Origin of the sequence: Polynucleobacter rarus (assembly GCF_003072505.1) — a bacterium.
Classification (GTDB): domain Bacteria; phylum Pseudomonadota; class Gammaproteobacteria; order Burkholderiales; family Burkholderiaceae; genus Polynucleobacter; species Polynucleobacter rarus.
On sequence record NZ_NTGB01000001.1, the window covers coordinates 279,929 to 296,330 of the forward strand.

Consider the following 16,402-nt stretch of genomic DNA (forward strand, 5'->3'; position numbering starts at 1 on the left):
TTTAAAAATATTACTATGACGACACCAAACTCTAGCCAATCCGAAATTGATGACTTAACGCAAGCACAACTGGACTCTTTTATTAAACAAGAAGAAGGTGATGCCAATGATTACAGGGGTTGGATTGGTATTCTGATCACCCTCGTGGCTGTGGGTATGTCTTTGTTTCATTTATACGCGGCTTACTCGATTGTGCCGACCCAAGTTCTCAGAACAGTTCACGTAGGGATTGTTTTATTTTTGGTGTACTTAAGTTTTCCGATTGCCTCAAAATTTAAAAATAGATTGATGTGGTGGGATGTCATCATGGCATTCGCCTCTATTGGAGTTGTTTACTATGTGTTGATAGGTGGCGATGATTTTATGGATCGCAATACTAGTCCAGATCCCCTTGATTTGTATGTTGGCCTCGGCTTTATCTTTTTGATTTTAGAAGCGCTGAGACGCACCAACGGGCTGATTTTACTCAGTGTTACTTTAGGTTTTTTGGCCTATGCCCTGTTTGGTAATTACTTACCAGCGCCTTGGACGCATAAAGGCTACGATATTTCGCGTTTGGTAGGTTATATGTATATGACCTTAGAGGGAATTTTTAGTACCGCGATTGATGTTTCTTCAACACTGATTATTCTGTTTACTATCTTCGGTGCTTTCTTACAATTCACAGGGGCTGGAAAATTCTTTATCGATTTCTCATTTGCAGCCATGGGTGGTAAAAGCTCCGGGGTAGGGCGCACGATTGTAATGTCTTCTTTTTTGCTGGGTGGTCCTTCTGGTTCTGGCGTAGCAACTACTGTTACTGTTGGCTCAGTTGCGGCAAGTATGTTGAATAAAATCGGCTACGATAAAAATGCTGCGGGTGGCTTACTTGCTGCGGGTGGTTTAGGTGCAATTATCTCTCCTCCAGTACTCGGCGCCGCAGCCTTCCTCATTGCAGATTTTCTAAAAATATCTTACTTAGATGTTTTGTTAATGGCAACGATTCCAACGATCCTATTTTATCTAGGTCTCTTTGTTATGGTCGAAATCGACGTTCGTAAATACTCACTCCATTTACAACAAATAGATGCTGTTGATACTGCTTGGAACTTGACCAAAAAATATTGGTATCACTTTTTTTCTCTCATTTCTATTGTGGTATTCATGCTAGTTGGGTTTTCACCGGTGATGGCGGTCTTTTGGGCAACGGTTACTTCAGCTATTTCTAGTATGATCCGCGCTGATACTGCAATTTTGTCTTGGGACTTTCTCAAAGGGAAGCAACCGTTTTTTAAAGGACTTTATCAATCTAATTTGGTTAAAGCTCTAGCAAGTGGCTCTACGGGTGTTTTGGCGATTGCGGTGACCTGTGCTGGCGCGGGTTTAATCGTGGGTACGGTGACCTTAACAGGCTTGGGTCTGAAATTTAGTAGTATTGTCATTCAATATTCTGGCGGCTCTTTATTGTTAACTACGATCTTTACCGCCTTGATTGTTTGGATTGTTGGCTTAGCTGTGCCAGTAACTGCCTCTTATATTATTTGTGCCGTGATTGCAGCCCCTGCCCTGATTAATTTAGGGGTACCTGCATTTGCTGCCCACATGTTTATCTTTTACTACGCGGTACTATCTGAGGTTTCGCCGCCAACCGCTTTATCGCCTTTTGCGGCAGCGGCTATTTGTAAGGGCGATCCCTACAAAACCACCTTGCAAACCTGGAAGTACGTGGCCCCTGCAATTTTGGTCCCCTTTATGTTTGTGCTCGATAAGTCTGGCGTGAGTTTATTGTTAATGGGCTCAACCACAGCCTTAGCAAGTGCCAATTGGCTCCTTATTTTTGAATCTTTTGCCACGGCGGTGGTTGGTGTGATTGCTTTAGCTGGCGGTTTACAAGGCTGGTTTATTGTTAAAGATAACTTTTTTGAGCGTTGGGTTCTGATACTGTCTGGAGTGGCTTTAGCCTATCCCTCCATCGAAGCAGACATTATTGGGATCGTTGGCTTTGTGCTTGTGATTGCTTTACAAATCATTCGAAAAAACCGTCAAGTAGCGCATCAAAGCTAAGCCTTTTTGAATAGGATAGATTGGAAGGTATTCGTTCTGATCTATCCTTTTCTTCATCTTTAGAATAACAATACTTCATCGTCGTGTGCAAAGCCTTCGATTAGACTAAAATTGTTGAATTCAAAACTACCTCATTTTTAAGGAAAACATTGAGATGGCAAATGCATTATCAAAACCGGTGATTGTTTGTGGAGGTGGTATCGGAGGACTTGCTGCAGCACTTGCCTTGACTAAGCAAGGTTTTGCAGTGTTAGTGCTTGAGCAGGCGGCACAGCTTGGAGAAATTGGTGCTGGGGTTCAATTTGGTCCTAACGCCTTTGCAGCTTTAGACGCATTAGGAGTGGGCGAGCGAGGACGTGCAAGGGCGGTTTATACCGACAATATGCTGATGTATGATGCCGTGGATGAGTCACTCGTCGGCGAAATCAAAACGGGCCAAGAGTTCATTGATTATTTTGGTAACCCTTATGCTGTTTGTCATCGTGCCGATGTGCATTTATCCCTGTTGGAAGGGGCCTTAGAGACTGACCGAATTGAGGTTAAAACTTCTATAACCGTTGCGCGTGTAGAGCAAAATGAGCACGGCGTCACTGTAATTGATTCACAAGGAAATCGCTACGAAGGCTTAGCAGCCATTGGTGCTGATGGTGTTAAATCAGCAATAAGGGAACAATATGTAGGCGATCAGCCAAGAGTTTCAGGTCACGTTGTTTACCGAGCAGTGGTCGATAAGAAGGATTTTCCAGCTGATTTAGCATGGAATTCTGCCAGTATTTGGGTTGGTCCTAACTGTCACTTAGTCCATTACCCCCTGCGAGGAGGTGAGCAGTTTAACGTGGTTGTGACTTTTCATAGCCGTAATACTGAAGTGTGGAGTGTGACGGAAGGTAGTTATGCAGAGGTCGAAACTTACTTTCAGGACATTAGCCCTAAAGCGCGTCAGTTGATTGAACTACCGAAGTCTTGGAAGCGGTGGGCTACAGCAGATCGTGATCCGATTGGTCAATGGACCTTTGGTAACGTGACTTTATTAGGAGACGCTGCCCATGCCACCCTGCAATATCTTGCGCAAGGTGCTTGTATGGCGATTGAGGACGCTGTTACTCTAGGTGAAGCACTTAAAGTTTGTGATACCTTGAATAATTTGGATTTCGCAAAAACCTTTGACCTCTATCAACGCTCTCGAATAACGAGAACTGCAAGGATTGTTTTAATGTCTAGAGAAATGGGTAGAATTTACCATGCTAGTGGAGTAGAGCGCCTGGTGAGAAATTCATTATGGGCTGGTCGTACGCAGCAGGAATTTTATCACGCATGTGATTGGTTATATGGTTGGAAAGTGGACAACTGTTTAGTGAAGAATTAATTCTTTTAGGAGAAAAGTTTGAGAGACTTAGGCAAATTAGAAGATTTACCGCAAGAGTATCGTGATGCGTTGACAGAACAAAATTTAGTACCGTTATGGCCAAGTTTAAGAGGTGTCATGCCTCCTCATAAGCCATCTCCTAGGACGCAAGCGACGGTTTGGCGATATGCCAATATAAAACCGTTATTAATTGAGGCTGGTGAATTAACGCCGATCGAAAAAGCGGAGCGCAGAGTTTTAGTCTTGGCTAACCCTGGGCATACTTTAGAGAAAATGCAGGCTAGTTCGGCCATCTATTTAGGGATGCAATTACTGTTGCCTGGTGAGTGGGCGCCAGCTCATCGGCATACGCCCAACGCTATTCGGATGATTGTGGAAGGTGAGGGCGCATATACAACTGTTGAAGGTGAAAAGTGTCCAATGAGCCGTGGTGATTTAATTTTGACACCAACAGGTATGTGGCACGAACACGGTCACGATGGCACAGACCCTGTCATTTGGTTAGATGTATTGGATCTCCCGATTGTTTACTACATTGAAGCTTCTTATCATGAAGAAAGTGGTAAGCAAGAGCTGACCAAAAATTCGGATGGCTCAAAGTACCGTTTTGGCGGGGTCGTGCCTACTCCCATGTTTGATCGTTCAAACAAACCCTACGCTATGTATCGCTACCCATGGGCGGATGTGCGACAAACCTTAGTGACGATGGGTGAAGATTTTCCAGAAATGGATTTCTTGCAAGTTACTTACATCAATCCTGAAACAGGTCTTGATGCTGAAAATATTCTAGGTTTCTATGCCATGATGGTTCGTCCAGGACAACAAGTTTCTTTGCCAGTGAGATCACCAGCCATGGTGTTTCATATGATTGAAGGATCCTCTGAAATCACTATCTCAGAGCAATCTTTTCAATTAATTAAGGCCGATACTTGCTGCGCCCCAGGTTATACACCGGTTCAGATTAAGAATACTTCCAGTACTGATCCTTGTTTCATTTTTATCGCCGATGAAACTCCATTGCACAAAAAACTTGGTGTATTTGAAAATCGTAGTAAATAAATATTGAAAGCAAGGTATGCAGCTATATAGTTTTTTTAGAAGTGGAACTTCTCACCGTTTAAGAATCGCATTGAACTTAAAAGGTTTAGAAACGCAATATTTACCGGTTGATCTTCGTAAAGAAGCGCACTTTAGTGAAGAGTTTAGGAAAATTAATCCTCAAGGCTTTGTACCGGCTTTAATCGTGGGTGATGAAGTTTTAACTCAAACACCTGCAATTATTGAATGGTTAGAAGAAACCTATCCAACGCCAGCCTTAATTCCAGCGGATAGTAAACAAAGGATCTATGTCAGAACCTTAGCAGCAATTATTGCCTGTGATATGCATCCTCTAAGTAATCGCAGAGTATTAGAGCGACTTCGCAAAGAAATGGGTCAAGACGAGAAAGCCATTAATGAGTGGTGTCAAACTTGGATTATTGATGGATTCAACGCGTTTGAGTCGCAATTAAGTAGACATGCTTATTATGGTGATTTTTGCTGTGGCGATTCACCGACGATTGCGGATGTTTATTTGATTGCGCAGGTTGAAACTGCTATGCGCTTTAACGTAGATCTCTCAACTTGGCCTATTATTTCAAAAATCAATCAGCACTGTTTACAGTTACCTGAATTCCAATTAGCAAAGCCGAGCGCTCAACCAGACGCATCATAGTGTCAAGAGTTTTATAATTTTTGGGGACGAACTTACCGAGATGTATTTAGAAGGTATATCAGAGTTAGTTCACAGAAAACGAACAAGTGATGTCAAAAACTCAGAAATTAAGATTCAAAATTGAAAGAAATTTATAGAAGATCCAAATTGATAAAGACTTGACTTATAGGATTTTATTTTCGCGAGTCTTTTAGTATTGGTTTTTTAGTTAAAAGCGTATTTATCTTCTAGAATATTGCCGATGACAACTTTTGGATTAGGACTGCCTAGCAAGGTTTTCTTGATAAGGTCACCACGCTTTAATACTTTTCCATTGCTATTACTGTTACTTTTCGCAATGAAAATATGAGTTTTATTCTTACCAACAACCACCTGTAGAAACTTGTCTCTACTCGAGATAGCAACACCATCACAGTATTGACTAACCTTTTGATCATCCCAAGTTCCAGAAGAATATAAACTTTCTTTAAAGTGAGTTTTAATCCATTCCAAGTAGGTATCTACGGAATTACGTAATTCTAGGTCTCGACGTTGTTCACTTATATTTTGCATATATGTTTTCTTCAGTTAGCATTTAATTCACAGCTATATAAGTAAAACTTTCAAGTAAGTACCGAACCCTGCGTTTGGTACATTCTTATAATGTTTAAGTATATAGATAATTATAATATTTTAAAACAAATGATTCCAAAAAAAGCCATAAAATTTTTGGTTGATCTTGGTTTCTCAAAAAAACATTGGTTAAAAAAATTAATTACAAATAGTATCCATTCCAACAAATAAAAAATACTATCTATAAGTCATTTTAATTAAATAAATAAGAATGTTTATTAGTATTAGTACTAATATTAATACTTATTTCGAACAAAAAAACGTTGTTTTACGCAAATTTTTTAATTTCAATGCATTTTTAACCATTTTGTTTAAATTCTTATTTCTCCAAGTTAGACATTTAAGCATTTACATCAGTTTTTATTAAAAAAAAGGGAGCTGAATTTCCCCCATTTGAACTCTCTAATAAGTCTAATAAGTAAACCCCAAAAGCTTAAATTAATTTTTACACATTCTATTGTGCTGTCCAACCACCGTCGATAGGAATTATCGAGCCAGTAATAGAAGCGGCAATGTCAGAAGCTAGAAATCCTGCTAAGGCAGCAACTTGTTCAATCGTAACAAATTTTTTGGTGGGTTGTGCAAGTAGCATCACATCGTTAATGACTTGATCTTCAGTGATACCTCGCGTTTTAGCGGTTTCAGGAATTTGCTTTTGGACAAGGGGCGTCCAAACATAGCCTGGGCAGATAGCATTCATCGTAATGCCAAACGTAGCAGTTTCGAGAGCAACAGTTTTAGTTAGACCAGCTATACCGTGTTTTGCTGCGACATATGCTGATTTGTAAGGGGAGGCAACTAAAGCATGCGCTGATGCAATATTGAGAATTCTTCCCCAGCCTTTTTCTTTCATTTTAGGGAGCGAGCACCGAATCGTATGAAAACTAGCTGATAAATTGATGGCCAAAATAGCGTCCCACTTTTCTACTGGAAAGTTTTCAACAGGGGAAACTTGTTGAATCCCAGCATTGTTCACTAATATATCGATTGATCCAAATTCTGCTTCCACCTGCTGAATCATCCCCTCAATTTCAGCAACTTTTGACATATCAGCGCCGTAATAACGTACTTTTACCCCAAATTGTTTAGCAATATCGCTGCGCAGTTGTTCAATCGTATTCGTATCGCCAAAGCCATTTAAAATAATATTGTGACCTAAAGCAGCAAAGTGTTTAGCGATTCCCTCGCCAATACCGCTTGTTGATCCTGTGACTAAAACTGTTTTAAGATTTGACATACATATTCCTTTTTACAAAGATGAGTAGTTATTTATATTGACCAAGCAACTTTAAAAAACTGTATTGTTTTTTTATTGATTTCATCATAACAAAATCCAATTGGCCGAGACTTGAGAAATGTCTTGTGGGAGGGTTTTTTCGTTAAGATTCACCAAAATGTAATAAATAATTGAGAAACTGAAAAAATCAATTAACCGAAGGAATGCTATGACAAATTCTGATTTCACTTTACGCATGCATGAAGAAATGCTCGATAGTCTTGATGAAGAGCTTGAAATGGAATTAGATGATGATCGGCTTGGGAATTCTGAGGGTGGTGATTCCCGTGATAAAAGGCTCATGTATTTTAAAGAATTATTGAGACTTCAAGGAGAATTGGTAAAGCTACAAGACTGGGTTGTCCACAAAAAATTAAAAGTAGTGGTTCTTTTTGAGGGACGTGACTCTGCTGGTAAAGGTGGGGCAATCAAACGTATTACCCAACGATTAAATCCACGTGTTTGTAGAGTGGCTGCATTGCCAGCACCCAATGAGCGTGAGAGAACACAATGGTATTTTCAGCGTTATGTATCCCATTTACCTGCTGGTGGTGAAATCGTTCTATTTGACCGTAGCTGGTACAACCGTGCTGGTGTTGAAAAAGTAATGGGATTTTGTTCTGACGAGCAATACGACCAATTTTTTAACGACGTTCCAGAGTTTGAAAACATGTTGATTCGTTCTGGAATTATTTTGATTAAATATTGGTTCTCTATCTCTGATGATGAGCAATATCTTAGATTCACTATGAGAATTAATGATCCGCTCAAACAATGGAAACTTTCACCAATGGATTTAGAGTCTCGCGCGAGATGGGAAATTTATACGAAAGCCAAAGAAACAATGCTTGAAAAAACGCACACTCCGTCATCACCTTGGTGGATTGTTGCAGCCAATGACAAGAAAAAAGCGCGTATTAATTGTATTAGCCACCTCTTGTCGCAAATTCCCTATGGCGAAGTAGATCATCCACATATAGAGTTGCCAGAGCGAGTGCATAACCCGGATTATATTCGCGGACCGATTCCAGCAGAAATGTACGTACCCGACCGTTTTGTGGATTGATTTAAAACGAAAATTGAGCTTTTGAAAACCGCTAAGCAAATAGCGGTTTTTTTTACTTTATTCGAGAATAGCATTTATTTTGGAGTAAAGTATAACAACTACTAAAATAGAGAAAATATAGATTAAATATAAAGGGGAATAGGAATGAATAAGCCTTTAACGATGGCACAAACAAAAAGACTTGGAGTCTTAGCCGTCCATTCAGTCGATGAGTTTGTGATTGCAGTACCTAATTTAGAAGTTGCCGAAGAGTTTTATTCTTTGTTCGGACTTCGCGTTGAGCGTGAGGGAGATGCACTAGGACTATATACCTATAGTAGTGCGCACCGCTATGGACGTGTGATTTTAGGGCCAAAAAAACGTTTGCAATGGCTAACTATGGGCGTTTATGCCGAGGATTTTGAAGCATTCAAGAATCACTTTAAGGCTAAAGGTATCCCAACAATAGCTTCAATGGATCCATCTAGTTCCGAGGGATTGTGGATAAATGCGCCAGATGGTTTTCCAATTCAAATAAAGGTCTGCGAAAAATCCTCTCCATCAATGCCTCCAAATAGAGTCTTTGCGCCCGAATCGAATGGTGCTGGTAGATCACCCAATAAATCGAAGGTTCAAAAGGTTCATCCTAGATATTTATCGCATGTTCTGTTATTCACTAAATCAGTGAAAGCTTCCTTAGCTTTTTATGAGGACGTCTTAGGGCTAAGAATGTCGGATTCTGCCGGTGACGATTTAATCGCTTTTGTACACTCTCCACATGGCAGTGATCACCATTTATTGGCGTTCTTAAAATCGGACGATTATGGCTTTCATCATGCTAGTTGGGCTGTTGATTCAATTGATGAAGTCGGCTTAGGTTCCATGCAAATGGCAGCTGCTGGCTTTAAAGAAGGTTGGGGAGTGGGGCGTCACGTATTAGGCTCTAATTATTTCCGCTATATTCAAGATCCATGGGGCGGCTTTTGTGAATACAGTTTTGATATTGATTTTGTCCCCCACACCATCGATTGGCCCGCAGCAAATCATCCACCAGATGACTCTTTATATGCTTGGGGACCCGATGTGAAACCAGACTTTGGTTTAAATTACGAAGCTAGTGGTCAAGAGTTTGTAACGAATCGTACACCAACTAATTAATCATCTTAAAAATTATTTAAAGATAAGAAAAAATCCTAAGGAGATAGTAATGATTTTTGCGTTTCATTTAATTGACAAACCCAATGCAACCGCGATGCGACTAGAGCTGCGCCCAATCCATAAAGATTATTTAGCAAAAATGGCCGATAAGGTTGCTTTTGCCGGACCGTTGAAGTCGGATGATGATCAAGAGATGGTAGGCAGCTTGCTAGTGATTGATTTTCCGGATCGCGCCGCTGCCAATGAATGGATTCGTAACGAGCCGTTTACAAAAGCTGGGGTATACGCGACGGTGAGTGTTTATCCATTTGAAAATTTGTGGCCGCAAAAAGTTGGTTTTCCACCTAGCTTATAACCAAGGGTTAACTCATGATAAATACGTCTCAGCAATGCCGGCAATTCAGTTGCGGTTGTAATGGATTAAAGTTACATAATGGTCAAGAGGGTCAATCAAGCCGCAGAAGTTTTATTCAACAATTGGGTGGTTTGGGTGCCGGAGCGGTGATTGGCGGAGCTGGTGCATTCAATCTAAATTCAGCATTTGCTGCTGATTCAGAAGTAATTGATACCCACCATCACTTTTATTCACCATCCTATCAAAAAGCATGGTTGGACTGGGATGATAAATACAATATTCCTCACTTCCCCACTCAAGTGGCTTGGACGCAAGACAAAGCAGTTGAAGCCATGGACGCTGGTGGGGTAAAAAAATCGATTTTATCCCTAGCTTCTACACCTGGTGTTTGGTTTAATTTCGAATTGCCCCGCATCATCGATATCGTCAGAGAAGTGAATGAATACGGTGCTGGGATGGTAAAGAAATATCCTGGTCGCTTTGGACTCTTTGCTGCTATTCCGATGGTCGATGTAGAAAGTTCATTACGGGAAATTAATTACGCATTTGACGTGCTCAAGGCAGACGGGGTTGGTATTCAAACGAATTATGGTGATAAGTGGCCAGGTCATCCTTCCTTTGCACCTATTTTTGAAGAGTTGAATCGACGCAAAGCCGTCGTCTATTTTCATCCTTTGACTGCAACCTGTTGCGGCAGGCTTGATACTGGTACTTATGGATCCGTCATTGAAGTGCCGCATGATACGACTAGAGCTGTAGTGAATTTACTCTTAACAGGTTCTTTACTCAAGTTTAGGGATATTAAGTGGTTGTTTTCGCATGCTGGTGGAACGATTCCGATGCTTGCGGGACGAATTAATTATTTTCACGGAAATAAGGAATCGACTGCAAAATTTGCACCCAACGGGATTGAAGCGGAGTTAAAGAGACTTTATTACGATACCGCGAATGCAACACATCCATCTAGCATGGCCGCATTGTTAAAATTGATTCCGCCCACCCAAATAACGTATGGTAGCGACTACCCTTATGTCCCCATTGCTACTCAAGTTGAGGCATTGAATCAGCAAGGCTTTAGTAAAGAGTTGCTTGAGCAGATAAAATACCGTAATGCTCTAGCTTTATTAAAGAAAGCTTAAGTAATTAGTTGCTTCATTTTTAGATTTTTTAATTTTTTTAAGGAAAAACGATGAGATTTGTACGCTTTAAGACCCCTGATGGTCATCCTGCACTTGGCGCTAGAGTTGGTGATGAAGTAATTAATTTAACCAAATTAGGTTTACCTGGAACTTTAGATGAATTATTACGTCTCGGCGCTGCTGGTATGGCTTCTGCTAAAGCTGCATTAGAAAAAGCGACAACTCGTCTGCCTTTATCTAGCGTTCAGTTAATGGCGCCATTACATCATCCGCATAAAGCATTTGCTATTGGTCTGAATTACGTTGACCATGCCCATGAAGGAAATTTCACACCGCCAACACAACCCGTTTTATTCCATCGCTATCCTACTTCATGGGTGGCACATGGTGTTGCCATCGAGCGTCCAAAAGCTTCTATCGAGTTTGATTATGAGGGCGAGATTGTTGCCATTATTGGTAAAGGTGGTAAGTATATTTCTAAGGAGAATGCCCTTGATCACGTAGCAGGCTATAGCTTATTTAATGATGGCTCAATTCGTGATTTCCAATTCCGTTCAAGCCAATGGATGTGGGGTAAGAATTTCGATCGCAGTGGCGGTTTCGGTCCAGAGTTTATTACTGCTGATGAATTGCCTTTAGGTGTAGTTGGTTTGGACATTACTACGCGTTTAAATGGGCAAGTAATGCAAAAAGCTAATACGCGCGATATGATTTTTGACGTAGCTACTTTAGTAGTTGCTTGTTCTGAGGGGATGGAATTACACCCTGGCGACATGATTATTACTGGTACTCCTGCTGGCGTTGGTTTTGCCAGAAAGCCGCCAGTATTTATGAAGGCTGGAGATGTATGCGAAGTCGAAGTAGAAGGTATGGGCATTTTAAGTAACCCAGTAATCGACGAAGCTTAAAAAGCATATTCAGTTTAAGCAGATTAAGTAATATTATTTTGACGCACAGACTCTTTAGGAACTAAAGAGTCTTTTTTTAAGAGAGCAACATGAGAATTTTTACATTTGAAAAAGCAGGTAAAGCCACTTTAGGACTGTTGAAGAACGAACAAGAATATATCGATCTAGAGTTAGCAGGTTATGCGCACGCCAATAATATGGTTGATTTACTATCTCAAGCCGACTGGGAAGTAAAGTTAGCAGAAATTTTGAAGAATGCTCCAGCGTCAGCTGTAGCATCCATTGCGGGTTTAAAGTACGATATTCTAATTGCGAATCCAAGCAAGATTATCTGCGTTGGTCTTAATTATGCGGATCACGCAAAAGAAGGTGGTCACGCTACTCCAGATCACCCAAGCTTTTTCATTCGTGTGAACTCATCCCAAGTTGCCCATCAGCAACCAATGCTAGTGCCGAAGCAGTCTTCAGAGCGCTTTGATTATGAAGCTGAACTAGCAGTCATTATTGGCAAAACAGCACGTCACTTAACTGCCGATAATGCTTTGGATTGTGTTGCTGGCTATTCTTGCTATAACGACGGTTCTGTTAGGGACTTTCAACGTAAGGGAACTCAGTGGACTTTAGGTAAAAACTTTGATAAGACTGGTAGTTTTGGTCCATGGTTGGTAACGAAAGATGAATTGCCAGCTGGTGGAGATGGTTTAAAAATCCAAGCTCGCTTAAACGGACAAGTTTTACAAGACGGTAATACCGCTGACTTTTTATTCTCTGTCTCTCAAGTTTTAGTGATTCTCTCTGAAGTCATGACGCTTGAGCCAGGTGATGTGATTATCACTGGAACGCCAGCAGGAGTTGGATATGCCAGAAAGCCTCCTATCTTCATGAAAGAGGGAGACGTTTGTGAAATTGAGATTGAAAAGATTGGTATCCTGAGTAACCCAATAGCAAACGCTTAAGGAAATTTCCTTACTGCGATAACCCGCACGTAACTTTTAGATTGTGAATGATTATGACTGATACTAACAAACAACCTGCGCCGATTCAGCTTTACTCATGGGCGACCCCGAACGGCCATAAGGTTCATATCATGCTTGAAGAGTGTGGTCTACAACTGGGTCGTGACTGGGATGTGCATGCAATCGATATTGGTAAGGGTGCGCAGTTTACGCCTGAGTTTCTAAAGATTAGCCCTAATAATAAAATACCTGCAATGGTTGATAATGCTGGTCCTGGTAATCAACCCATTAGCTTGTTTGAGTCTGGTGCTATTTTGATGTACTTGGCCGCGAAAACAGGGAAATTCATGCCTAAAAATGATCATGATCGTTTTAAGGTATTGGAATGGTTAATGTTCCAAATGGGGGGTGTTGGTCCGATGCTAGGCCAAACTCACCATTTTAGAATTTATGCCCCTGAAAAAATTGAATATGCGATCAATCGTTATACAAATGAATCTAAACGTATTTATGGGGTGATTGAAAAGCAGTTATCACAAAATCCTTTTATTGCTGGTAAGGAATACTCTATCGCTGACATCGCCATTTTCCCATGGTTGCGCTCTTGGAAAAATCAAGGCGTTGAGATTACGGATTATCCACATTTATATAAGTGGTTTACGCAGATTAGTGAGCGTCCTGCAGTGATGCGTGGAGTAGAAGTTTTGCAAAGCTTAAGAGCCCCCACGCATGACGATAAAGCTAAGGAAATGTTATTTGGTGCTACTCAATATAAAAAGCATTAATTACAATCTGCTTGTAATTTTAACTATGAGCCTGCAGGGAGTCCTTGCAGGTTTTTTTTTGAAGAACTAGGAAGATGAATCGTTTTGATCAAGTTATTTCTCGCCAAAATACCAACTCAGTAAGGTGGGATAAGTATGCCAAAGATGTGATTCCTTTATGGGTAGCAGATATGGATTTTGCTGTGGCTGATTGCATCACCGAAGCCCTTGAGCGAAGAATACAACACCCTATTTATGGGTATACACATGCCTCGGAAGAATTCAAAGAGGCGATCCAAGACTATTTGTTAAAAAGGTATCAATACGCGATTGAGAAAGACTGGTTAGTTTTTATTCCTAGTGTAGTTAGTGGCCTGCATATGACCGCTAGAAATCTATTGAAACCTAGTGAGCACGCATTAATACCATCTCCTGCATATCATCACTTTCACATGGCTCTAGAGGGCTCTCAGAATGCTTATAGCACTTACTCCTATAGGTTGCAGAATAATCGCTGGGTGATCGATTTAGACGCTATGAGAAAATTGATCTTACCCAATACGCGTCTATTGATGTTGTGCAACCCTCATAATCCTGGCGGCACCGTATTGAGCACTACTGAAATTGCACAAATTAATGCCTTAGCGCAAGAACATCAGCTGATCATCTGTTCTGATGAAATCCACGCTGATTTAATTCTTGATCCAGATCTGCAACATATTCCGATTGGTAAAGAGGTTGATCCTCATCAGTTGACGATGAGTCTGATGTCACTCAATAAAACGTTTAATTTTCCGGGTATTGGTTTAGGTTGGGCGGTGATTCCGAATGCAAATTTAAGAAATCAATTTGCTAAAGATTTACATACCTTAGTACCAGGACCTAATGCCCTCGCTTTTGAGGTAAGTTTAGCTGCAATGCAAGGCGGTGAGGCTTGGCATGTCGAGCTTTTAAATTATCTTCGTCAAAATCGACAAATCGTAAAAAATTGGGTTGATTCTCATTCAGGTTTACAGATGGCTCATTTAGATGCGACATATTTAGCGTGGATTGATGCTACCCTATTAAATAATAAACAATTGAACCAAGATTTTTTGAGCGCAGGGGTTGCCATTTCTCCGGGTCAGCAATTTGGTTCGAATGATTTTTTTCGATTAAATTTCGGCACCAATCAAGCGCTGTTAAAAGAAGCCTTGGATAGGATGTCGAAGGTTGTAGAAAAAAATTAAAGCCAAAATCTTAGAAAGTTTTAAATTATGCAGAGTTTACGATCCAGGTATTACTACTATCAGGTTAAGCGTCTACTTGCTCAAATGAAGTCTTTGAGTTTTGAGCAGCGTCGTTTAGCTTATGATCAACTCGCTTTGGACCGGGGTAATTTTGCAAAAGAGACGACTCTTGAGAGAAGGAACTTTGGTATTCATGCAGGGGACTATATTCAACCCCTTCAGCATAAAAATCGCGGCATTATCATCTATTTACACGGCGGTGTTTATGCACTGGGCTCAGCATTATCTCACCGAGCTATTGGCACGCATTTAGCAAAGGCTAGTGGTGCTGATGTATTTGTGTTTGACTACCCTTTAGCCCCCGAAAGACCTTATCCTGCTGCCCTCTATGACACCGTTGGACTTTACCGGCATATTCAACACGAATTTGTGGATCGACCGATTGCCTTGGCAGGCGACTCCGCTGGTGCAGGCTTAGCCATTGGCGCTTCTCTCGTCCTAAGAGATGCTAACGATGTCATGCCAGTATCGTTGGGTTTGTTATCGCCTTGGACGGATTTAACCAGCAGTAATGCATCGCATCAAACCAAGCGTGCTTTCGATCCCTTTTTTGCGGATCCTCAGCGCTTAATCAATGCTGCTAAAACCTATGCAGGGGAACATCCACTGACAGACCCGTTAATCTCTGCGCAGTTTGCGAATTTAAAAAACCTGCCACCCATGCTGATTCAAGTGGGAGATTATGAAGCCCTGTTAGATGATGCTTTGGTGCTCCATCGTCGCGCCCTTGAGGCTGGACTAGAAGCGCAAATTCAGGTGTGGCCGAAGATGTGGCATGTCTGGCAATTACTCGCTGGCATGATGCCCGAGGCCAGTAAAGCAATTGATGATTTAGGTGCCTTTTTAGATCAGCACTTTCAGTAAAGTCGCTCTTGCATTTTAACTAGGGTAGTTAGCAAAGTATTCAATGGCGTTGGCACATTGAGTAAAGCCCCTTTTTCTTGCGCTAAGCCGTTCAGCTCGGCAATTTCAGTGGGCCGTTTTGCCATTAAATCTTGCGCCATAGAGGATTTTTGTAGAGGCCACTGAATCGCTACATTTTGAATTTGATTGAGGATAAATTGCTCATCTAAGGAGACTTTTTCCGCTTTAGCGAGCGCAAAACACTCTTGCACGATTGCATCGATCATCTCGGGGATATTAGCTTGCTGGACTAGGTCTTGATAATTAATTTTGCCTATTGCGGAGAGGGCGTTAAAAGCACAATTAATAATCCACTTACTCCATAAGTCATGATTAATATTGGATGAAATACTGACCTGACAAGAAGCCCGTTGAAAAATTCCAGCTAATTGATTTAAGTCATGATCTGTATTATCTGAGTCAATTGGCCTGCCCAGAACGAGCTTGCCACCCCCTTGGTAAGACACTTCATTTTCAGCACTCATAGACAGGGCTGCGTAAATCATCGCAACATCGATAGGGCGACCTAAAATCTCAGAAAGCCTAGCAGCATTTTGTAAGCCATTTTGCATGCTCAGAACGATGGTGTTCTTTGCTAAATAAGGTTGAATTTGTTTTGCGACCACCTTAGTTTGATTTGCTTTAACGCAGATAAAAACTACTTTAGCATTTTGAATGACTTGAGACTCATCCCTTACATTTATTTGAATATGTTGTGTATAGGTAGGCCACTTAATCCGTAAGCCTTGCTCTTTGATGATTTTGGCCCGCTGAGCTTTAGTTATCAGCACCACTTCCTGGCCGCTAGCTGCGATAAGGCCACCGTAATAACAGCCAACTGCTCCTGCGCCGAGAATTGCAATCATTTCTTCAC

16 protein-coding genes are annotated in these 16,402 nt (G+C 41.1%); 13 read left to right on the forward strand and 3 right to left on the reverse strand.

Going from position 1 to position 16,402, the window contains the following annotated elements; genetic code table 11:
- Positions 1–15 precede the first annotated feature (15 nt).
- The 4 genes from AOC35_RS01230 to maiA all read left to right on the forward strand — a co-directional run bounded on the left by AOC35_RS01230 (position 16) and on the right by maiA (position 5,123).
- A complete protein-coding gene (locus tag AOC35_RS01230) occupies positions 16–2,043 on the forward strand; it encodes a TRAP transporter permease (RefSeq protein WP_108645393.1) in 2,028 nt (675 codons plus the stop codon).
- Between the two features lie 154 nt (positions 2,044–2,197).
- A complete protein-coding gene (locus tag AOC35_RS01235; protein ID WP_108645394.1) occupies positions 2,198–3,409 on the forward strand; it encodes a 3-hydroxybenzoate 6-monooxygenase in 1,212 nt (403 codons plus the stop codon).
- Between the two features lie 18 nt (positions 3,410–3,427).
- Positions 3,428–4,468 (forward strand): cupin domain-containing protein, encoded by a 1,041-nt coding sequence (locus AOC35_RS01240; protein WP_108645395.1) that lies wholly within the window; start codon positions 3,428–3,430, stop codon positions 4,466–4,468.
- Positions 4,469–4,484: 16 nt separating this feature from the next.
- The gene (gene maiA / locus AOC35_RS01245) at positions 4,485–5,123 is read left to right on the forward strand and encodes a maleylacetoacetate isomerase (protein ID WP_108645396.1); all 639 of its coding nucleotides are present in this window, start codon (positions 4,485–4,487) and stop codon (positions 5,121–5,123) included.
- A 204-nt stretch (positions 5,124–5,327) separates the two neighbouring features.
- On the opposite strand, the gene AOC35_RS01250 is transcribed toward maiA, so the two are convergent.
- The gene (locus tag AOC35_RS01250) at positions 5,328–5,675 is read right to left on the reverse strand and encodes a hypothetical protein (RefSeq protein WP_108645397.1); all 348 of its coding nucleotides are present in this window, start codon (positions 5,673–5,675) and stop codon (positions 5,328–5,330) included.
- 514 nt (positions 5,676–6,189) lie between these two features.
- Positions 6,190–6,972 carry a 3-hydroxybutyrate dehydrogenase gene (locus tag AOC35_RS01255; RefSeq protein WP_108645398.1) on the reverse strand — a complete coding sequence of 261 codons (783 nt, stop codon included), beginning with the start codon at positions 6,970–6,972 and terminating at the stop codon, positions 6,190–6,192.
- A 208-nt stretch (positions 6,973–7,180) separates the two neighbouring features.
- Here AOC35_RS01255 and ppk2 point away from each other — a divergent pair, with 208 nt between their 5' ends.
- The 9 genes from ppk2 to AOC35_RS01300 all read left to right on the forward strand — a co-directional run bounded on the left by ppk2 (position 7,181) and on the right by AOC35_RS01300 (position 15,489).
- Positions 7,181–8,077 carry a polyphosphate kinase 2 gene (ppk2, locus tag AOC35_RS01260; RefSeq protein ID WP_108645399.1) on the forward strand — a complete coding sequence of 299 codons (897 nt, stop codon included), beginning with the start codon at positions 7,181–7,183 and terminating at the stop codon, positions 8,075–8,077.
- Positions 8,078–8,221: 144 nt separating this feature from the next.
- Positions 8,222–9,214, forward strand: coding sequence for a VOC family protein (locus tag AOC35_RS01265; protein ID WP_245898390.1), 993 nt, complete (start codon positions 8,222–8,224; stop codon positions 9,212–9,214).
- Positions 9,215–9,263: 49 nt separating this feature from the next.
- Positions 9,264–9,569, forward strand: coding sequence for a YciI family protein (locus AOC35_RS01270; RefSeq protein ID WP_108645400.1), 306 nt, complete (start codon positions 9,264–9,266; stop codon positions 9,567–9,569).
- Positions 9,570–9,583: 14 nt separating this feature from the next.
- Entirely contained in the window at positions 9,584–10,708 is a 1,125-nt protein-coding gene (locus AOC35_RS01275) for an amidohydrolase family protein (RefSeq protein ID WP_108645401.1), read from the forward strand.
- Positions 10,709–10,758: 50 nt separating this feature from the next.
- On the forward strand, positions 10,759–11,616 hold the full coding sequence (locus tag AOC35_RS01280) for a fumarylacetoacetate hydrolase family protein (RefSeq protein WP_108645402.1): 858 nt from the start codon (positions 10,759–10,761) through the stop codon (positions 11,614–11,616).
- A gap of 89 nt (positions 11,617–11,705) precedes the next feature.
- Entirely contained in the window at positions 11,706–12,572 is an 867-nt protein-coding gene (locus tag AOC35_RS01285; protein ID WP_108645403.1) for a fumarylacetoacetate hydrolase family protein, read from the forward strand.
- Between the two features lie 53 nt (positions 12,573–12,625).
- Complete coding sequence (locus AOC35_RS01290; RefSeq protein ID WP_108645404.1) at positions 12,626–13,357, forward strand: glutathione binding-like protein; 732 nt, start codon at positions 12,626–12,628, stop codon at positions 13,355–13,357.
- A 74-nt stretch (positions 13,358–13,431) separates the two neighbouring features.
- Complete coding sequence (locus AOC35_RS01295) at positions 13,432–14,565, forward strand: MalY/PatB family protein (protein ID WP_108645405.1); 1,134 nt, start codon at positions 13,432–13,434, stop codon at positions 14,563–14,565.
- A 27-nt stretch (positions 14,566–14,592) separates the two neighbouring features.
- Positions 14,593–15,489 carry an alpha/beta hydrolase gene (locus AOC35_RS01300; RefSeq protein WP_108645406.1) on the forward strand — a complete coding sequence of 299 codons (897 nt, stop codon included), beginning with the start codon at positions 14,593–14,595 and terminating at the stop codon, positions 15,487–15,489.
- Here the strand turns inward: AOC35_RS01300 and AOC35_RS01305 are convergent.
- The gene (locus AOC35_RS01305; RefSeq protein ID WP_108645407.1) at positions 15,483–16,394 is read right to left on the reverse strand and encodes a ketopantoate reductase family protein; all 912 of its coding nucleotides are present in this window, start codon (positions 16,392–16,394) and stop codon (positions 15,483–15,485) included. The two genes, AOC35_RS01300 and AOC35_RS01305, sit on opposite strands and share 7 nt — an antisense overlap.
- Between the last annotated feature and the right edge of the window lie 8 nt (positions 16,395–16,402).

Coding starts and splice junctions, on each gene's coding strand:
- AOC35_RS01230 (WP_108645393.1), top strand. CDS start 16: ATGACGACACCAAACTCTAGCCAATCCGAAATTGATGACTTAACGCAA.
- AOC35_RS01235 (WP_108645394.1), top strand. CDS start 2,198: ATGGCAAATGCATTATCAAAACCGGTGATTGTTTGTGGAGGTGGTATC.
- maiA (WP_108645396.1), top strand. CDS start 4,485: ATGCAGCTATATAGTTTTTTTAGAAGTGGAACTTCTCACCGTTTAAGA.
- AOC35_RS01250 (WP_108645397.1), bottom strand. CDS start 5,675: ATGCAAAATATAAGTGAACAACGTCGAGACCTAGAATTACGTAATTCC.
- AOC35_RS01255 (WP_108645398.1), bottom strand. CDS start 6,972: ATGTCAAATCTTAAAACAGTTTTAGTCACAGGATCAACAAGCGGTATT.
- ppk2 (WP_108645399.1), top strand. CDS start 7,181: ATGACAAATTCTGATTTCACTTTACGCATGCATGAAGAAATGCTCGAT.
- AOC35_RS01265 (WP_245898390.1), top strand. CDS start 8,222: ATGAATAAGCCTTTAACGATGGCACAAACAAAAAGACTTGGAGTCTTA.
- AOC35_RS01270 (WP_108645400.1), top strand. CDS start 9,264: ATGATTTTTGCGTTTCATTTAATTGACAAACCCAATGCAACCGCGATG.
- AOC35_RS01275 (WP_108645401.1), top strand. CDS start 9,584: ATGATAAATACGTCTCAGCAATGCCGGCAATTCAGTTGCGGTTGTAAT.
- AOC35_RS01280 (WP_108645402.1), top strand. CDS start 10,759: ATGAGATTTGTACGCTTTAAGACCCCTGATGGTCATCCTGCACTTGGC.
- AOC35_RS01285 (WP_108645403.1), top strand. CDS start 11,706: ATGAGAATTTTTACATTTGAAAAAGCAGGTAAAGCCACTTTAGGACTG.
- AOC35_RS01290 (WP_108645404.1), top strand. CDS start 12,626: ATGACTGATACTAACAAACAACCTGCGCCGATTCAGCTTTACTCATGG.
- AOC35_RS01295 (WP_108645405.1), top strand. CDS start 13,432: ATGAATCGTTTTGATCAAGTTATTTCTCGCCAAAATACCAACTCAGTA.
- AOC35_RS01300 (WP_108645406.1), top strand. CDS start 14,593: ATGCAGAGTTTACGATCCAGGTATTACTACTATCAGGTTAAGCGTCTA.
- AOC35_RS01305 (WP_108645407.1), bottom strand. CDS start 16,394: ATGATTGCAATTCTCGGCGCAGGAGCAGTTGGCTGTTATTACGGTGGC.